The following is a 17678-nucleotide window of genomic DNA, read 5'->3' as shown; positions in this document are numbered from 1 at the left end:
CAGCGATTAGCATCGCGGACATGGAACAGCGCGTATTGGGCAGGACGGGCCGCAAGGCGTCCGTCGTGGGTCTCGGCACCTGGCAGCTGGGTGCCGACTGGGGTGACGTGCGGGAGGAGGACGCGCTGGCGGTGCTGGACGCCGCGGTCGAGTCGGGTGTGACCTTCTTCGACACGGCCGACGTCTACGGCGACGGCCGCAGCGAGCAGCTGATCGGCCGCTACCTGCGTGAGCGCCCCGACGCCGGCATCTTCGTGGCCACGAAGATGGGCCGCCGGGCCGCCCAGCTTTCCGAGAACTACGTGCTGGACAACTTCCGCGCGTGGAACGACCGTTCGCGCGCGAACCTGGGCGTCGACACCCTCGACCTCGTGCAGCTGCACTGCCCGCCGACCTCGGTGTACTCCTCGGACGCGGTCTTCGACGCCCTGGACACCCTCGTCGAGGAGCAGCGCATCGCCGCGTACGCGGTGAGCGTCGAGACCTGCGACGAGGCACTCACGGCGATCGCCCGCCCCGGCGTGGCCAGCGTGCAGATCATCCTCAACCCCTTCCGCCTCAAGCCGCTGGAGCAGGTGCTCCCTGCCGCCGCGGAGGCGGGCGTCGGGATCATCGCGCGCGTGCCGCTCGCGTCCGGTCTGCTGACCGGCCGGTACACCAAGGACACCGTCTTCGCCGCCGACGACCACCGGAACTACAACCGGCACGGCGAGGCCTTCGACCAGGGCGAGACCTTCTCCGGCGTCGACTACGAGACCGGGCTGGAGGCCGCCGCGGAGTTCGTGGCGCTGACGCCGCAGGGCGCGACCCCGGCGCAGACCGCGCTGCGCTGGATCGTCCAGCAGCCCGGCGTCACCACCGTCATCCCCGGCGCCCGCTCGGTCGGCCAGGCCCGTGCCAACGCCGAGGCCGCGGCGCTTCCGCCGCTGCCGCAGGCGACCCTGGACGCGGTGCGGGACCTTTACGACAGCCGCATCCGCGCCCAGGTCCACCACCGCTGGTAGCCGCCGGGCCTCAGTTCGTGCCCGCCTCCTGGACGATGCCGTCCAGGAGCGCGGGCAGTGCGGTCCCGATCGGCTCGCGCACCAGCTCGTCCGCCACCGGGTCGTACGGCGTGGGTTCGGCGTTGACGATCACCAGCCGCGCGCCGTGTTCCGCCGCGATCCCGGCGAGCGCCGCGGCCGGCTGCACCTGAAGGCTGGTCCCCACGGCGATGAACAGCTGACAGCCCTTGGCGATCGCCATGGCGTTCCCCAGCACCACGGGGTCGAGCCGCTGCCCGAACATCACGGTGGCCGACTTCAGGATGCCGCCGCACTTCCCGCACGCCGGATCCTCCTCGCCGGCCCGGACCCGCTCCAGCGCGTCCGCCATCGGGGCGCGGTCGTGGCACCCCGTGCACACCACCGTGTGCGCCGTCCCGTGCAGTTCCAGCACCTTGCGCTCGGGCAGCCCGGCCATCTGGTGGAGCCCGTCGATGTTCTGCGTGATCACCCGCACCGGCACGCCCGAACGCTCCAGCCGCACGATCGCGGCGTGCGCCTCGTTCGGGCGCGCCCGCAGGGCGTGGCCGTCCATGCGCATCCGCCACGACCTGCGGCGGATCTCCGGGTCGGACATGTAGTGCTCGTAGGTCACGAGCTTCTCGGCCCCGGGATCGCGCGTCCACACTCCGTTCGGACCGCGGTAGTCCGGGATGCCGGAGTCGGTGGAGATCCCCGCGCCGCTGAGAATCGCCACAAGCGGCTTCTTCGCGTCCATGTGGCGAGCGTACGCAGACCGGGCCGCACGCGGCCATCGTGTTTCCGGGCCGTTCAGGCCAGCCGCTCCCGCACCTCCGCGACGAGTCCGCCCGCCGCCTCGACCGCGGCCACCGGATCGCCCAGCCCGGCCAGCACCGCCTCGGCGCGGACCCGGAAACCCGGCGGCGCGCCGGGCAGCGCGTCCGCGGCTGCCAGCGCGCCCTTCTCGTTCAGGCACCACACGCGGTGGTGGGCGTGCAGGGACTGCGTGAGCACGCCGACGGCTCGGGACAGGCACAGCGCGGCATGCAGGACGTCGCCCGCGGCCGCGGACTTGCGGGCGTTGACCACCAGGAAGTCCGCCTCCCACGCGGCGCTGGTCAGCGCGGCGCGCAGCGGTTCGGGGTACACCCGGGTGCGTTCGCGCAGCGCGGCCAGTTCGCCGGAGGGGTCGGCCAGAACCCGGCCGAGTGCCACCTCGCCGGGGTACGCCGGCGACCAGAAGCCGAGCGGATGGCCGGGCTGGATGCCCACCTCGTAGCGGCCGGCCGCGCAGTCCTCCCAGACCCGCAGCACCCGGTCCAGGTCGCGCAGGATCCAGTCGACGCGGGCGCCGCCCACCGTCAGCCACGCCCCGCCGTTCACCCACGGGCCCCAGCCGCCCGGCCCCGCGATCTCCACGGGGGCGCCGGCCGCCTCGGCCGCCAGCGCGGCGAGTGCGGCCGTGTCGGGTACGCCGCGGTAGTACACGCCGAGGTCCCAGTCGGAGTCCGGGCGGTGCGTACCGCGGGCCCGGCTGCCGCCGAGCAGGACACCCACGACACCGGGGGCACCGGACAGGGCCTCGGCCATGGCGTCCACAGGGGGTGCGGGGACCGGTTGTTCGGGCATCGTGCGAGTGTAGGAGCCATCCGGAGCGAGGAGTACGCAATTGTTCACCACCAGGCCCACCCTTCAGGGCACCTTCGGCATGGTCTCGTCGACGCACTGGCTGGCCTCGCAGTCGGCCATGGCGGTGCTGGAGAGCGGCGGCAACGCCTACGACGCCGCGGTCGCCGCCGGATTCGTCCTGCACGTAGTGGAGCCGCACCTCAACGGGCCGGCCGGTGAGGTGCCGATCGTCCTCGCCCCGGCGGGCGGCGAGGTGCGCGTGCTGTGCGGTCAGGGCCCGGCCCCGGCCGGTGCGAGCGTCGAGCACTACCGGTCGCTCGGTCTCGACCTCGTCCCGGGCACGGGGCCGCTGGCGGCAGCCGTACCCGGCGCCTTCGACGCCTGGATGGTGCTGCTGCGCGACCACGGCACGAAGCCGCTGGACGAGGTGCTCGCGTACGCCATCGGCTACGCCGAGCACGGGCACCCTGCGGTGGAGGCGGTCGGCGCGACCGTGGAGTCCGTACGCGTGATGTTCGAGACGGAGTGGACGACCTCGGCGGAGCTCCACCTGCCCGCGCCGCGCCCGGGTGAGCTGCTCCGCAATCCGCAACTGGCCGCCACCTGGCGACGGTTGCTGCGCGAGGCGCAGGCCGCGGGAAGCGGCCGGGAAGCCCGGATCGAGGCCGCCCGGCGGGTCTGGCGCGAGGGCTTCATCGGTGAGGCCGTCGTGGACTTCGCGGCCCGCCCGGCCATGGACACGTCCGGCGAGCGGCATGCCTCGACCCTGACCGGGGACGACCTCGTCGGTTACGAGGCCCGCTACGAGGATCCGGTCACCTACGACTGGAACGGCTGGACGGTCTGCAAGGCGGGACCCTGGAGCCAGGGCCCGGTCCTCCTGCAGCAGTTGGCGCTCCTGCCCGACGCCACCGACCTGCCGGAGTACGGCACCGCGGACTGGGTCCACACGCTCGTCGAGGGCACCAAGCTCGCCATGGCCGACCGCGAGGCCTGGTACGGCGACGCCGACCCGGCCGCCGTCCCCCTCGCGGAGTTGCTCTCGCCCGCCTACAACGAGGCCCGGCGCGCCCTGATCGACCCCGCCAAGGCCTCGCACGACCTGCGGCCCGGCAGCCCGGGCGGCCGCCCCCCGCGGCTGCCCCGCTTCCCGCTCCACGACCCCGGCTCAAAGCCGGAGTTCGACGCGATGGGTGTCGGCGAGCCGACCGTCGCGCACAACGGGGCGACCCGGGGCGACACCTGTCACCTCGATGTCGTCGACCGCTGGGGCAACATGGTCGCCGCCACCCCCAGCGGCGGCTGGCTCCAGTCCAGCCCCGCGATCCCCGGCCTGGGATTCGCCCTCGGCACCCGGCTCCAGATGACCTGGCTCGAACCCGGGCTGCCCAACTCCCTCACCCCGGGCCGCCGTCCGCGCACCACCCTCACCCCGTCGCTCGCGCTGCGCGACGGCGTGCCCGTGCTGGCGTTCGGCACGCCCGGCGGCGACCAGCAGGACCAGTGGTCGCTGTCCTTCTTCCTCGGCGTCGCCCTGCGCGACGACGTCCGCGGCGGCCTCGACCTCCAGGGCGCCATCGACGCCCCCAACTGGCACACCGACGGCTTCCCGGGGTCCTTCCATCCCCGCGCCATGCACCCCGGGAGCCTCACCGTCGAGTCCCGCCTCGGCGAGTCCCTCATCAAGGATCTGCGCCGCCGCGGGCACGACCTCACCATCGCGGCCCCCTGGTCGGAGGGCCGCCTCTGCGCCGTGGCCCGTGATCCCCGCACCGGCGTCCTGTCCGCCGCCGCCAATCCCCGTGGCATGCAGGGCTATGCGGTGGGCCGCTGAAGGTCCTTTCCGGGCGTCAGGCCCGCGGCCTCGGCGGGAGGCCGTTGACGAGTTCGACGGGGGTGGAGGCGGTGGCGAGGGCGGTGAGGGCGACGCGGACACGGCGGTAGAGGCCGGGGGAGAGGTAGGCCTCGGCCTCGTCGGGGGTGGCCATGCGCCAGTCGGAGAGCTCCTCGGCCTGGAGGCGGACGGCCCCGAGCGACGCGTCGTCGAGCACGCCCCCGTCGAAGAGGAAGGAAGCGAGCGGCATGGTCCCCCGGCCCTGGACCCAGTCGATGACGAGGAGATCGCCGGGCTCGACGTCGAGGCCGATCTCCTCCAGCGTCTCGCGCCGCGCACCCTCGCGCGGTGTCTCCCCGTCGGCGGACTCGATGGTGCCGCCGGGCAGCACCCACTTGCCGTCCTCGCGGTAGGTGGTCTCGGCGATGAGGATGCGGCCGTCGGCGTCACGGAACAGCGTGCTCGCGCCGGCGAGGATCTTGGGGAGGCTCTCGATGTACGCGGAGAAGTCGGAGGTCGTCACGGGTCCCAACCTAATCGGGTACCCGGGGCGCTCCCAAGAAGGCCCGGTCGCCCCGGTCGCTCCTCGCGCCGCACCCAGGGCGGCGGACCTCTGGCCGGGGGCGGCATCCGCACGCCAGGAGCGCGGTACGGTCCCGTGCACCACGTCGAGTCGTTCCGCGGCGATCAGGCACGAGACCGGGCCGAGACCGCCCGCGTCCGCCGCGACCAGGACAGGCGGCCGCTCCCCGGGTCGCCGGGCAGCGGATCGGTGAAGACCAGTTCCAGCCCGTGGTGGTAGGTGAGGTCGTGGCGGGCGGCGGGCCTGAACGCCGCGCGCTCCCATGCGAGGACCTCCCGGTCCCCACCAGGACCCCTGGTGCAGTTCCGGCGTGCCGTCCGGCCGTTACGTCACGCGAGCCGGCCGGGGGACTTCCCGGCCGCTTCCGTCGCCGCTTCCACCGCCGCCGCGAGGGCGGCCGGCGGGAGGCTGCCGGGGGCGTGGCGCGCGTGGGCGGCGCGGTTGAGGAGGAGGCGGAGGGTGTCGTTGACCGGGGTGGGCACGCCGTGGAGGCGGCCCAGGAGGACGATCTCGCCGTTGAGCCAGTCGGCCTCGGCCGAACCGGTCGCGCGGCTGAGGCTCTGCCAGGTCGAGCCGCCGCCCCGGGCGGCGCCCTCGACGGAGCGCACCGTGACGAGGTCGCCGCGCATCGCGGCCTGCTCCGCCTCGCTCGCGTACGCGATGCCCGCCGCGTCGAGCACCGCCGCGCCCTCGGCACGCGCCTGACGGTGGAGGGCGCGCAGGGAGTCGTCACGGCCGATGAGCGCCTCGACGGCGTTGCCGAGGTTCGTCAGCAGCTTGGCGTACTTCCACCGCATCACGTCCTCGGTGACCGGCGCGCGCAGGAAGACGGAGGTCTCCAGGCCGGCGGCGATGCGCGAGGCCGTGGCGTCCGTGCCGTGCGGGTAGCGGCCCAGGTGGAGCATGCCGGTGAGCGGTGCGCACGGGGCGACCACGACGCCGGGCTCCACGTGGGCCGACGGCAGCCACACGCACATGCCGTACACGTCGGGGAAGCGCCGCAGCGCGAGCCGTTCGTTGGCCACGCCGTTCTGCGCGCACACCAGGGGCAGGCCCTGGGCGACGGGCGCCCAGGTGTCGAGCGCGGCGGCGGTGTCCTGGGTCTTCGTGGCGAGGACCAGGACGTCGTCGTCGCGCAGGTCCAGCGCGTCGGGCCCGTCGGCGACCGGGACGGGGAGGGAGAGCGTGGCATCGGGCGTACGCAGGGTCAGCCCGTGGTCCCGCAGTGCCGCGCCGTGCGCGCCCCGGGCGACCAGGACGACCTCGTGCCCGCTCTGGAACAGCCGCCCGCCGATGGACCCGCCGACCGCGCCCGCGCCGATGATGATGTACCGCACACGCGGACCCTACGGCACGAGGGCGACAGTGCGCCGGGCGAGTTCGCCGATCGCCACGCCGTCGAAGCCGAAGACCGCGCTGCGCACCCGGTCCCGCAGCGGATCCGTCCACTGCGGCGGGATCGCGGCGGCGCCGCACAGCACGCCCGCCACCGAGCCCGCCGTGGCGCCGTTGGAGTCGGTGTCGAGGCCGCCGCGCACGGTCAGCGCGATCGTGGACGTGAAGTCGCCCTGCCCGTACAGCAGCCCGGCGGTGATGACCGCGGCATTGGGCACGACGTGGATCCAGTGCAGGTGCCCGGCCTCCTGGTCGAGGTCCGCCAGGGTGTCCGCCCACCCGAGCCCGGCCTCGTGCAGCGCCATGGTGCGCCGGACCGTGCGGGACAGCCGGCAGCCGGGCGGGATCTCGGTCAGGGCCGCCTCCAGCGCGGTTCGCGCGTCCGGCGCCGTGAACGCGGCGGCGATCAGCGCCGCCGCCCACATCGCGCCGTAGACGCCGTTGCCGGTGTGCGACAGCACCGCGTCGCGCCGGGCCAGCGAGGCGGCGCGGCGCGGGTCCCCGGGGGAGGTCCAGCCGTACACGTCGGCGCGGATGAGGGCCCCGATCCATTCCTGGTAGGGGTTGTCGACCGTCGCACTGAGCGGCGGTCTGATGCCCGCCGCCAGATTGCGGTACGCGGCCCGCTCCGCGGTGAAGGTCTGAAGGTAGGGCAGCCGCAGCAGCCACAGCTCGCCGACCTCCTCGGTGGTGAAGCCCGCCCCGTGCGTCTCCAGCAGGTCCAGGCCGAGGATCGCGTAGTCGACGTCGTCGTCGCGCACGCTGCCGTCGATGCCGCCGCGCGTGCACTGCCGCCACTCGGGGCGCAGGTCGAACTCGGCGGGGTCCGGCGGCGGGGACAGCGCGGGGAGGTAGTCCGTGAGCGGGAGGGCGTCCGCTCGGCGCAGGTAGCGGTCGATGCGGTCCCTGGTCCAGTGGTCGCCGCGCTCGACGGGCTTGCCGAGCATGTTGCCGGCGATGCGGCCCAGCCAGCCGCCGAGGACCCTGTCCTCGAGGGCGAGGGTTGGTGACGTCATGCTCCCGGTCTACCGGAATCCCACCGCCGCGGCGGGAAGAGCGGGGTCACGGTCGCCGCGCGTCGCCCCGGTTCCGTCCGCGCCGCCGGAGCGAAGGGGTGCGCTGGGACAATGACCGGGTGTCAGAAGCCTCCCGTACCGCCTTGAGGACCGCGCCCGCGCTGCCGCCCGACGACGGGCTGGAGCGGTCCGCCGTGGTCGCCGACAGCACCATGAACGCGAGCGCGGCCTGTCCGGTGTGAACCGTGATGTCCCCGAACTCGGCTTCGACCCGGCCGGCGAACTGCTCGGCCGTTGCGCGTAGCCTCCTGGCTCGACCTGTGCAGCGGGAAGGGCCGGGCCCTGCGCGAGGCCGCGGCGCGGCTCCCGGCGACGGCGGTGCTGACCGGCGTCGACCTGGTGGGCCCTGTCGTCCCGGTACCGGCACCGCCCGGGGTGGAGCTCGTGACAGCCTCGGTCACGACCGGGACGCCCCGGCGGACGTACGACCTGATCACATGCGTCCACGGGCTGCGCTGCACTCCGTCGGCGGCCGGATCGGCCGGCTCGGCGCTCGCCCGCGCGGCTTCCTGGCTCAACCCCCAGGGGGTGCTGGTCGCACACCTGGCCCCGTGTCGATCCGCCGTGCCGACGGTTCGTCAGCCCGCCGCCCGGTGACGGCGGCCCTGCGGTCGGCCGGATTCACCTACGGCGCCCGCCACCACCGGCTCACCCCGCGCGGACACCGGGCCGTCCGCCGGCCGTCCGTTGCCTCCTCCTACCGTGCGGCACCCTGACGCCGGCCGCCGCGGCGGCCGCTGGGCAGCGCGGAGCGCCCGGGATAGGGTCCAAGCGGCGCGACCTGCGGCAAGGGAGAGCAATGTGACGGAGACACGGCGAACGCGCGTACTGATCGCCGCGGACAAGTTCAAGGGTTCACTCACCGCCGTCGAGGTGGCCGAGCGGATCGGCGCCGGGCTGCGCCGCGCCGCGCCGGACGTCGTCGTCGAGTCCGTACCCGTCGCGGACGGCGGGGACGGGACCGTGGACGCCGCCGTCGCCGCCGGCTTCGAACGGCGGCTGGTGGAGGTCACCGGGCCGTTGGGGGAACCGGTCACGGCCGCGTACGCGCTGCGCGGCGACACCGCCGTCGTCGAGATGGCCGAGGCGTCCGGGCTGCGGCATCTGCCGCCGGGTGTCTTCGCGCCGCTGACCGCCACCACGTACGGCACCGGCGAACTGCTGCGCGCCGCGCTCGACGCGGGGGCGCGCTCCCTTGTGCTCGGTGTCGGCGGCAGCGCCACCAACGACGGCGGCGCCGGCATGCTCGTCGCGCTCGGCGCTCGGCTACTGGACGCTCAGGGTGTGCCGGTGGGTCCCGGGGGCGCGGCGCTCGCCGCTCTGGCGTCGGCGGACCTGTCGGGACTCGACGCGCGCCTGGCCGACACCGAGGTGGTCCTCGCCAGCGACGTCGACAATCCGCTGCTCGGCCCGAAGGGCGCGGCCGCCGTCTACGGGCCGCAGAAGGGTGCCGGCCCCGACGACGTCGCGACCCTGGACGGTGCCCTGGCCCGCTTCGCCGAGGTACTGGACGCCGCCGAGGCCGCCGAGGCGCCCGGCGCGGGCGCGGCGGGCGGTGTCGGGTTCGCTGCCCTCGTCGGGCTGCGGGCACGGTTCCGTCCCGGGGTGCAGGTGCTGATGGACATGCTCGGCTTCGCGCGGGCGCTCGAACGGGCCGATCTGGTGATCACGGGCGAGGGTTCCCTGGACGAGCAGACGCTGCACGGCAAGGCCCCGGCCGGTGTGGCGGCCGCCGCCCGTGCCAGGGGCGTCGAGGTCGTCGCGGTGTGCGGACGCCTTGCGCTGCCCACGGCCGCGCTGACCGCGGCGGGCATCGGTCGCGCGTACGCCCTCACCGGCATCGAGCCGGACCCGGCGCGGTGCATGGCCGAGGCCGGACCGCTGCTGGAGCGTCTCGCCGTCGGCATCGCGCGCGACGTCCTGCTCTGAGCCGCCGCGTCCGGGCGGCTGCACACACGTGGGGCCCCGAGCCGTTCCCGGCTCGGGGCCCCACGCACGTTCTTCGTACGGCTACGGAAGCTGCGCCGTACGCGCCTCTCGGCGGTTGTTGCGGATCGTGTTGACCCGGCGGGTCGTCGCGAACAGCGGGATGACCGCCGCCGCGATGATCTGCAGGGCGGCGCCCGTCTGCAGCAGCACGTCGCCACCGGGGACGGCGAAGGCCCAGCAGACCAGGCAGCCCATGCTGACCACGATCCAGGCGAGCGTGATCAGGGCGAGCCGGCCCCGCGGCTTGGGGTACTCGACCCGGCTGACCATCAGCCACGCCACACCGACGATGGCCAGCACCGTCGGGATGAACGGCAGCTCCAGCAGCACCACCGAGATGACCGTCATGGCCCCGAACGGGCTCGGCATGCCCTGGAAGATGCCCTCGCGCACCGTCGTGCACGAGAACCGGGCGAGCCGCAGTACGACCGCCAGCAGTACCACGACCGCGGCCACCGCCGACACCCGGCCGTAGGCGTCGTCGGAGATCAGGCCCCAGACCACCACGAAGTAGGCGGGGGCCAGGCCGAAGCTGATCAGGTCGGAGAGGTTGTCGAGCTCCGCGCCCATCGCCGAGCTGCGCAGCTTGCGTGCCACGAGCCCGTCGAAGAGGTCGAAGACCGACGCCATGAGCATCAGCAGCACGGCGGTGGCGGCGCTGTGCCGCGTCATGCCGCCGTCGGTGTTGCCCATGAGGTGCGGGACCAGGACTCCGGTGGTGGTGAAGTACACCGCCATGAAGCCGCAGATCGCGTTGCCGAGGGTCAGTCCGTCCGCTATCGAAAGCCGCGTTGACAGCGGCATGTCATCGTCGTCGTCCTCGTCCACCGTGGCGACCCACGGTGCCTGCGCGTCGGGCTCAATCACGGTCAAGGCGAGTCACCCCGGCAGCGGTGGTCTGGCCGACCTCGACGGCGGGCTCGACGCCCTCGGGAAGGTAGATGTCGACACGGGAGCCGAAACGGATGAGGCCGATCCGCTCACCCTGCTCGACCTTCGTGCCCTGTGGGATGTAGGGAACGATGCGACGCGCGACGGCACCGGCGATCTGCACCATCTCGATGTCGCCGAGCTCGGTGTCGAAGTGCCAGACAACGCGCTCGTTGTTCTCGCTCTCCTTGTTGAACGCCGGAACGAATCCACCGGGGATGTGTTCCACCGACGTGACCGTGCCCGCGATGGGGGCGCGGTTGACGTGGACGTTCAGCGGGCTCATGAAGATCGCGACGCGGGTGCGCCCGTCCTTCCACGGCATGATGCTCTGCACCACACCGTCGGCCGGCGAGATGACCCGGCCCTGGGTGATCTCCCGCTCGGGGTCGCGGAAGAACCACAGCATGCCCGCCGCGAGGACGGTGGTGGGGACGGCCACGGCCGCCCAGCGCCCGGAACGGCGGGCACGGGCCAGGCTGACCGCTGCGGTGGCCACGGTCGGGAGGAGCCACGGCGATGCTCCGCGCGCGAGGCGTACGCCGGCCAGGCTGTCGCGTTTAGCAGAGGATTGGCTGTGGGGCATGGAAGACCTTCGTAGCGGAGGGTGCCGCAAGATGGTTCTGGGGACGGCGGCTTTCCGTGAATGGTATCGGCAGTGACGGGCAACTGGGCAAGCCAGTGGCGGAGTCCGTGGCCGGTTATTGATGACTGGGTGTGACCTTTGGCTCGCGCAAAATGCCACAACCCAGACATTCATCCCTGGATCCGGTACTCCTCGAGCAGCCGGCGCCCGATGATCATTTTCTGGATCTCGGCGGTGCCCTCGCCGATCAGCAGCATCGGTGCCTCGCGGTACAGACGCTCGATCTCGTACTCCTTGGAGAAGCCGTAGCCGCCGTGGATGCGGAACGCGTCCTCGACGACCTCCTTGCAGTACTCCGAGGCCAGGTACTTCGCCATGCCGGCCTCGAGGTCGTTGCGCTGGCCGGAATCCTTCTTGCGTGCGGCGTTGACCATCAGCGCGTGCGCGGCCTCGACCTTGGTGGCCATCTCGGACAGCTTGAACTGGATCGCCTGGTGCTGCGCGATCGGCTTGCCGAAGGTCTGCCGCTGCTGGGCGTACGCGACGCCCAGTTCGAAGGCGCGCTGTGCCACACCGCAGCCGCGGGCGGCCACATTGACACGGCCGACCTCCACGCCGTCCATCATTTGGTAAAAACCGCGGCCGCTCTCGCCGCCCAGGACGCGATTTGACGGAATCTTCACATCTTCGAGGATGAGCTCAGTCGTGTCGACGCCCTTGTAGCCCATCTTCTCGATCTTCCCGGGCACGGTCAGGCCCTTCACCGTCGGGTTCGGGCCGAAGCCCGGCTCCTTCTCGATGAGGAAGGTCGTCATGGACTTGTGCGGGGCCGCGCCCTCGGGCTGGCCCTCATCCGTGCGGCACAGGACCGCGACGAGGTTGGACGTGCCTCCGTTGGTCAGCCACATCTTCTGGCCGTTGATGACGTAGTCGTCACCGTCGCGGACGGCCTTGGTGCGGATGGCCGAGACGTCGGAGCCCATGCCCGGCTCCGACATCGAGAACGCGCCGCGCACCTCGCCGGTGGCCATCCGGGGCAGGAAGTGGTCCTTCTGCTCCTGTGTGCCGTGCTGCTTGAGCATGTAGGCGACGATGAAGTGGGTGTTGATGATGCCCGACACGCTCATCCAGCCGCGGGCGATCTCCTCGACTGTCAGGGCGTAGGTGAGCAGGGACTCGCCGAGGCCGCCGTACTCCTCGGGGATCATCAGGCCGAAAATGCCGAGTTCCTTCAGGCCCTCGACGATGTCGGCGGGGTACTCGTCCTTGTGCTCCAGCTCGTTGGCGACCGGGAGGATCTCCTTGTCGACAAAGCTGCGGACCGTGGAGAGGATCTCCTGCTGGATGTCGGTCAGCCCGTCGGTCTGGGCGAGACGGCTCATCTGTCGTATCTCCTAGGTGGTCAGTGCGCGAGGGACGGGCGGCCGGGCTGCTCGCCGCCGCGCTCCTTGATGTAGGTGGCGGTCGGGACCATCACCTTCCGGCGGAAGACGCACACCAGGGTGCCGTCCTGCTTGTAGCCCTTGGTCTCCACCTGGACGATGCCCCGGTCGTCCTTCGACTTCGACGGCCACTTGTCCAGCACCGTGGTCTCGCCGTAGACGGTGTCGCCGTGGAAGGTCGGCGCCACGTGCTTCAGCGACTCGACCTCCAGATTGGCGATCGCCTTTCCGGAGACGTCCGGGACGGACATGCCCAGCAGCAGGGAGTAGATGTAGTTGCCCACGACGACGTTCCGGCCGAAATCGGTGGTCTGCTCGGCGTAGTTCGCGTCCATGTGGAGCGGGTGGTGATTCATGGTCAGGAGGCAGAAGAGGTGGTCGTCGTACTCGGTGACCGTCTTCCCTGGCCAGTGCTTGTAGACGGCGCCGACCTCGAACTCTTCATACGTACGGCCGAACTGCATCGCTTCTGCGCCTCCGTGATGTCGTGCTTGCTCGAACGGGTGACTTCTGCGGTGGTCACGCCAGGACCTCCAGCGGGTCCAGCTTGTTCGCCTTGCGGATCTCATCCACGATCCTGCCGATGATCTCGGTGATTCCGAAGTCCTTCGGCGTGAACACGGCGGCGACGCCGCACTCGATCAGCTTGGCCGCGTCCGCCGGGGGGATGATGCCGCCGGCGATGACCGGAACGTCGTCCGCCCCGGTGCGGCGCAGCCGCTCCAGGACGTCCGGCACGAGCTCGGCGTGCGAGCCGGACAGGATCGACAGGCCGACGCAGTGCACGTCCTCGGCGACCGCCGCCGACACGATCTGCTCGGGCGTCAGCCGGATGCCCTGGTAGACCACCTCGAAGCCGGCGTCGCGGGCGCGCACGGCGATCTGCTCGGCGCCATTGGAGTGGCCGTCGAGACCCGGCTTGCCGACGAGCAGCCGCAGCCTGCCGCCGCCCAGCTCCTGCGCGGTGAGCGCCACCTTGCGGCGCACCTCGGCCAGTGGCGTGCCCGCCTCGGCGGTGACCGCGACGGGGGCGCTGCCGACGCCCGTCGGCGCCCGGTACTCGCCGAAGACGTCGCGCAGGGCCCAGGACCACTCGCCGGTGGTGACGCCGGCCCGTGCGCACTCCAGGGTGGCCTCCATCAGGTTGGCGGTCCCGGCGGCGGCCGCCTTGAGGGCTTCCAGCGACTTGTGGGCACGGGACTCGTCCCGGTTGTCGCGCCAGTCGTGCAGGGCGGCGACGACCCGGGCCTCGTTCGCCGGGTCGACGGTCATGACGGCGCCGTCCAGGTCGGAGGTCAGCGGGCTGGGCTCGGTGCCCTCGTAGCAGTTGACCCCGATGATCTTCTCGTCGCCGGACTCGATCCGCGCGCGGCGCTCGGCGTGCGAGGAGACCAGCTGCGACTTCAGGTAGCCCGACTCGACGGCCGCCATGGCGCCGCCCATCTCCTGGATGCGCCCGATCTCGGCCAGCGACTGCTCGACGAGCTCGCCGACCTTCGCCTCGACGACATGGCTGCCGTCGAAGATGTCCGCGTACTCCAGCAGGTCGCTCTCGTGCGCCAGTACCTGCTGGATGCGCAGGGACCACTGCTGGTCCCAGGGGCGCGGGAGTCCGAGTGCCTCGTTCCAGGCCGGCAGCTGCACTGCGCGGGCGCGGGCGTCCTTGGAGAGCGTCACGGCCAGCATCTCCAGGACGATGCGCTGGACGTTGTTCTCCGGCTGGGCCTCGGTCAGGCCGAGCGAATTGACCTGGACGCCGTAGCGGAAGCGGCGCTGCTTGGGGTTCTCGATCCCGTAGCGCTCCTTGGTGACCTGGTCCCAGATGCGGGTGAAGGCCCGCATCTTGCACATCTCCTCGACAAAGCGCACGCCCGCGTTGACGAAGAAGGAGATGCGCGCCACGACGTCGCCCATGCGCTCCTGCGGCACCTGGCCGGAGTCGCGGACGGCGTCCAGGACGGCGATCGCCGTCGCCATGGAGTACGCGATCTCCTGCACCGGCGTGGCGCCCGCCTCCTGCAGGTGGTAGCTGCAGATGTTGATCGGGTTCCACTTGGGGATGTGGCTGACCGTGTAGGCGATCATGTCGGTGGTCAGCCGCAGCGAGGGCACCGGCGGGAAGACGTACGTCCCGCGCGAGAGGTACTCCTTGACGATGTCGTTCTGCGTCGTCCCCTGGAGCTCCGTGACAGCGGCGCCCTGCTCCTCCGCGACGACCTGGTACAGCGCCAGCAACCACATGGCGCTGGCGTTGATGGTCATGGAGGTGTTCATCCCGTCCAGGGGGATGTCCTGGAAGAGCCGGCGCATGTCGCCGAGATGGGCGACCGGGACCCCGACCCGGCCCACCTCGCCGCGGGCGAGGACGTGGTCGGGGTCGTAACCGGTCTGCGTCGGGAGGTCGAACGCGACCGACAGTCCGGTCTGGCCCTTGGCGAGATTGCGCCGGTACAGGGCGTTGGACGCCTCGGCCGTGGAGTGCCCGGCGTAGGTCCGCATCAGCCACGGACGGTCCTTCTGACGCTCGCTCATGCTCGTTCCCGATCTCAGATGTTCCGGAAGCGGTTGATGGCGTCGATGTGCTGCGCCCGCATCTCCTCGTCGCGGACGCCGAGCCCCTCCTGCGGGGACAGCGCCAGCACGCCGACCTTGCCCTGGTGGAGGTTGCGGTGCACGTCGTAGGCGGCCTGGCCGGTGTCCTCCAGGCTGTACGTCCGCGACAGCGTCGGGTGGATCTTCCCCTTGGCGACGAGGCGGTTGGCCTCCCACGCCTCGCGGTAGTTCGCGAAGTGCGAGCCGACGATGCGCTTGAGCGACATCCACAGGTAGCGGTTGTCGTACTCGTGGGTGAAGCCCGAGGTCGAGGCGCAGGTGACGATCGTGCCGCCCTTGCGGGTGACGTAGACCGAGGCGCCGAAGGTCTCGCGTCCGGGGTGCTCGAAGACGATGTCGACGTCCTCGCCGCCGGTCAGCTCGCGGATGCGCTTGCCGAGGCGCTTCCACTCCTTCGGGTCCTGGGTGTGCTCGTCCTTCCAGAACCGGTAGTCCTCGGCGTTGCGGTCGATGATCGCCTCGGCGCCCATGCGGCGGCAGATCTCCGCCTTCTGCGGCGAGGACACCACGCAGATCGGGGTGGCACCGCCGGCCAGCGCGAACTGGGTGGCGTACGAACCGAGGCCGCCGCTGGCGCCCCAGATCAGGACGTTGTCGCCCTGCTTCATCCCGGCGCCGTTGCGGGAGACCAGCTGCCGGTAGGCGGTGGAGTTCACCAGGCCCGGGGCCGCGGCCTCCTCCCAACTGAGGTGCCGGGGCTTGGGCATCAGCTGGTTGGACTTCACCAGGGCGATCTCGGCGAGGCCGCCGAAGTTGGTCTCGAAGCCCCAGATGCGCTGCTCGGGGTCGAGCATCGTGTCGTTGTGGCCGTCCGCGGACTCGAGTTCCACGGACAGGCAGTGCGCGACCACCTCGTCGCCGGGCCGCCAGGCGTTCACGCCGGGGCCGGTGCGCAGGACGACGCCCGCCAGGTCGGAGCCGATGATGTGGTACGGCAGGTCGTGGCGCTTGGTGAGCGGGGAGAGCTTGCCGTACCGCTCCAGGAAACCGAAGGTGGACATCGGCTCGAAGATCGAGGTCCACACCGAGTTGTAGTTGACCGAGCTGGCCATGACGGCGACCAGTGCCTCGCCCGGGCCGAGCTCGGGCACCGGCACGTCGTCCACGTGCAGTGACTTGCGCGGGTCCTTCTCGCTGCTCTCCAGGCCCTCGAACATGCCGGCCTCGTCCTTGCGGACGGTGACGGCACGGTACGACTCGGGGAGCGGCAGGGCCGCGAAGTCCGCGGCCGTGCTTTCGGACGCCATGATTGCGTCGAGGATGTCCTTCACGGTGATGCCTCCGGCGAAGCGCGACGTAGGGACGCTTGAGGGAACGTCGGGGGTTGCGGTAGGTCGTGCCGTCGGTTCGGCGATTGTGCTGTTTCCGTGACGGTCGCACGGATCGAGCAAGAGCGCGTGGTGGCGCGGGTGGAATGCCTGTGACGCAGGCGTCCGGGCCTTTGGGGACAGACGGCGTGCGAGGGTTCGCTGCACGCCGCCCGCCCGGACTGCTTTCACGGTATGGCACCGCGTGCCACTCGGCAAGACACTGGGTGCCAACATTTCTTCTCAAATGGCACCACGGCTGCACATCTGAGCGGCAGGTGGGTGTCGGGGATTGTCGTAGCGTGCGGTGCGGTGGGGGTATCCCACGGTCCCACCGGCCGGCCCGGGCGGCGACTCGGGGCGGCCACGGCCCGTCCGGGGTGCGGTGGGGGAGATGGCACGGCGTGCCACGGGTGGCCGGAGGGCCACCCGCAGGAGAAAGCCCCCCGGGGGGCTTTCGCGAAGCGCTTAGGCGCCCTTCAGCGCCTTCTCGATGGTCCGCATGACCTCCGCGGGCGAGGCGTCGGTGCGTGCGACGGCAACGATCACCTCGCCCTGCTGGGAGGTGAGGACCGAGGTCGGGACGGGCCGGCGGCCGATCCCCGTGCCGAAGGTGGTCTTGATCACCTCGAAGGCGTGGTCGAGCTGCACCTCCACGTCGCCCTTGCCGCCGGCCCGCAGCCAGCGCCGCAGCACGTGGTTGTGGGCGGCGACCACGGCCGACGCCGCGACCTCCGCCAACAGCGGGTCGTCGTCGCCGTCGTGATGGGCGCTCTCGTCGAAGTGGCCCAGCAGATAGCGTGTGAACAGCCGCTCATAGCGGGCCACCGAGGCGATCTCGCGCTCGCGCAGGATCGGGATCTCCCGGGTCAGGCGGTAGCGCTCGACAGAGACCTCGGGCGCCTCCGCGTACATCCGCAGCACCTCGGTGATGCCGCGGCAGACCGTGTCCAGCGGGTGCTCATGGGGCTCCGCGGAGTCCAGCACCTCCCCGACCCGCACCAAGGTGTCGTCGTGATCGGGGAAGATCGCCTCTTCCTTGGAGCGGAAGTGCCGGAAGAACGTTCGCCGGGCGACCCCCGCCGCGGCCGCGATCTCGTCCACGGTCGTCGCCTCGTAGCCCTGGCTCGCGAAGAGGTGCATCGCCGCGCCCGCCAGCTCCTGGCGTACACGATGGCGCTGGGCGGTCGCGGAGGACGTACGGGTGGGCTTCGCGGGCTGGGACATACCGCGAAAGTACTGCATTCCCGCCGACTCCTGGGCAGGGCCCGGCTTCCGCAGCCTGTGGGG

General features: G+C 71.8%; 17 protein-coding genes. 5 read left to right on the top strand and 12 right to left on the bottom strand.

Annotation, left to right across the window (positions count from 1 at the left end; translation table 11 throughout):
* Positions 1 to 20: 20 nt before the first annotated feature.
* Positions 21 to 1004 (top strand): aldo/keto reductase, encoded by a 984-nt coding sequence (locus RV983_RS08810; protein WP_475985224.1) that lies wholly within the window; start codon positions 21 to 23, stop codon positions 1002 to 1004.
* A gap of 10 nt (positions 1005 to 1014) precedes the next feature.
* Here RV983_RS08810 and RV983_RS08805 read toward each other — a convergent pair whose 3' ends face one another.
* Together RV983_RS08805 and RV983_RS08800 are read right to left on the bottom strand one after the other, a co-directional pair.
* Positions 1015 to 1761: a Sir2 family NAD-dependent protein deacetylase gene (locus tag RV983_RS08805; RefSeq protein WP_475985223.1), complete on the bottom strand. Its 747-nt coding sequence runs from the start codon at positions 1759 to 1761 to the stop codon at positions 1015 to 1017.
* 53 nt (positions 1762 to 1814) lie between these two features.
* Positions 1815 to 2633 (bottom strand): DUF4037 domain-containing protein, encoded by an 819-nt coding sequence (locus tag RV983_RS08800; RefSeq protein WP_475985222.1) that lies wholly within the window; start codon positions 2631 to 2633, stop codon positions 1815 to 1817.
* 40 nt (positions 2634 to 2673) lie between these two features.
* On the opposite strand from RV983_RS08800, the gene RV983_RS08795 reads away from it, so the two are divergent.
* Positions 2674 to 4467: a gamma-glutamyltransferase family protein gene (locus tag RV983_RS08795; RefSeq protein WP_475985221.1), complete on the top strand. Its 1794-nt coding sequence runs from the start codon at positions 2674 to 2676 to the stop codon at positions 4465 to 4467.
* Between the two features lie 16 nt (positions 4468 to 4483).
* Here the strand turns inward: RV983_RS08795 and RV983_RS08790 are convergent, their stop codons facing one another.
* The 3 genes from RV983_RS08790 to RV983_RS08780 all read right to left on the bottom strand — a co-directional run bounded on the left by RV983_RS08790 (position 4484) and on the right by RV983_RS08780 (position 7461).
* Complete coding sequence (locus tag RV983_RS08790) at positions 4484 to 4990, bottom strand: NUDIX domain-containing protein (protein ID WP_475985220.1); 507 nt, start codon at positions 4988 to 4990, stop codon at positions 4484 to 4486.
* Between the two features lie 389 nt (positions 4991 to 5379).
* Complete coding sequence (locus tag RV983_RS08785) at positions 5380 to 6387, bottom strand: ketopantoate reductase family protein (RefSeq protein WP_475985219.1); 1008 nt, start codon at positions 6385 to 6387, stop codon at positions 5380 to 5382.
* 9 nt (positions 6388 to 6396) lie between these two features.
* Entirely contained in the window at positions 6397 to 7461 is a 1065-nt protein-coding gene (locus RV983_RS08780) for an ADP-ribosylglycohydrolase family protein (RefSeq protein ID WP_475985218.1), read from the bottom strand.
* Positions 7462 to 7580: 119 nt separating this feature from the next.
* Between RV983_RS08780 and RV983_RS08775 the strand changes: the two genes are divergently transcribed.
* The 3 genes from RV983_RS08775 (at position 7581) to RV983_RS08765 (ending at position 9450) form a co-directional block, all read left to right on the top strand.
* On the top strand, positions 7581 to 7703 hold the full coding sequence (locus RV983_RS08775; protein ID WP_475985217.1) for a hypothetical protein: 123 nt from the start codon (positions 7581 to 7583) through the stop codon (positions 7701 to 7703).
* 52 nt (positions 7704 to 7755) lie between these two features.
* Positions 7756 to 8118, top strand: a complete 363-nt coding sequence (locus RV983_RS08770; protein ID WP_475985216.1) for a methyltransferase domain-containing protein — start codon at positions 7756 to 7758, stop codon at positions 8116 to 8118.
* A 204-nt stretch (positions 8119 to 8322) separates the two neighbouring features.
* Positions 8323 to 9450: a glycerate kinase gene (locus RV983_RS08765; RefSeq protein WP_475985215.1), complete on the top strand. Its 1128-nt coding sequence runs from the start codon at positions 8323 to 8325 to the stop codon at positions 9448 to 9450.
* 81 nt (positions 9451 to 9531) lie between these two features.
* Here the strand turns inward: RV983_RS08765 and pssA are convergent, their stop codons facing one another.
* The 7 genes from pssA to RV983_RS08730 form a co-directional block, all read right to left on the bottom strand.
* The gene (pssA, locus tag RV983_RS08760; protein ID WP_475985214.1) at positions 9532 to 10383 is read right to left on the bottom strand and encodes a CDP-diacylglycerol--serine O-phosphatidyltransferase; all 852 of its coding nucleotides are present in this window, start codon (positions 10381 to 10383) and stop codon (positions 9532 to 9534) included.
* On the bottom strand, positions 10370 to 11026 hold the full coding sequence (locus RV983_RS08755; RefSeq protein WP_475985213.1) for a phosphatidylserine decarboxylase: 657 nt from the start codon (positions 11024 to 11026) through the stop codon (positions 10370 to 10372). The genes pssA and RV983_RS08755 overlap by 14 nt, the downstream gene beginning before the upstream one ends.
* 170 nt (positions 11027 to 11196) lie before the next feature.
* On the bottom strand, positions 11197 to 12408 hold the full coding sequence (locus RV983_RS08750; RefSeq protein ID WP_475985212.1) for an acyl-CoA dehydrogenase family protein: 1212 nt from the start codon (positions 12406 to 12408) through the stop codon (positions 11197 to 11199).
* A 20-nt stretch (positions 12409 to 12428) separates the two neighbouring features.
* Positions 12429 to 12932, bottom strand: a complete 504-nt coding sequence (locus tag RV983_RS08745) for a MaoC family dehydratase (RefSeq protein WP_475985211.1) — start codon at positions 12930 to 12932, stop codon at positions 12429 to 12431.
* Positions 12933 to 12987: 55 nt separating this feature from the next.
* Positions 12988 to 15000: a protein meaA gene (locus RV983_RS08740; RefSeq protein ID WP_475985210.1), complete on the bottom strand. Its 2013-nt coding sequence runs from the start codon at positions 14998 to 15000 to the stop codon at positions 12988 to 12990.
* A gap of 14 nt (positions 15001 to 15014) precedes the next feature.
* Positions 15015 to 16352, bottom strand: a complete 1338-nt coding sequence (ccrA, locus tag RV983_RS08735) for a crotonyl-CoA carboxylase/reductase (RefSeq protein WP_475985209.1) — start codon at positions 16350 to 16352, stop codon at positions 15015 to 15017.
* A 504-nt stretch (positions 16353 to 16856) separates the two neighbouring features.
* Positions 16857 to 17615, bottom strand: coding sequence for a TetR family transcriptional regulator (locus RV983_RS08730; RefSeq protein ID WP_475985208.1), 759 nt, complete (start codon positions 17613 to 17615; stop codon positions 16857 to 16859).
* Between the last annotated feature and the right edge of the window lie 63 nt (positions 17616 to 17678).

Source organism: Streptomyces sp. RLA123 (genome assembly GCF_056270165.1).
Note: the sequence above shows the minus strand (reverse complement) of the source record. Positions and strands in the feature narration are given on the sequence as shown.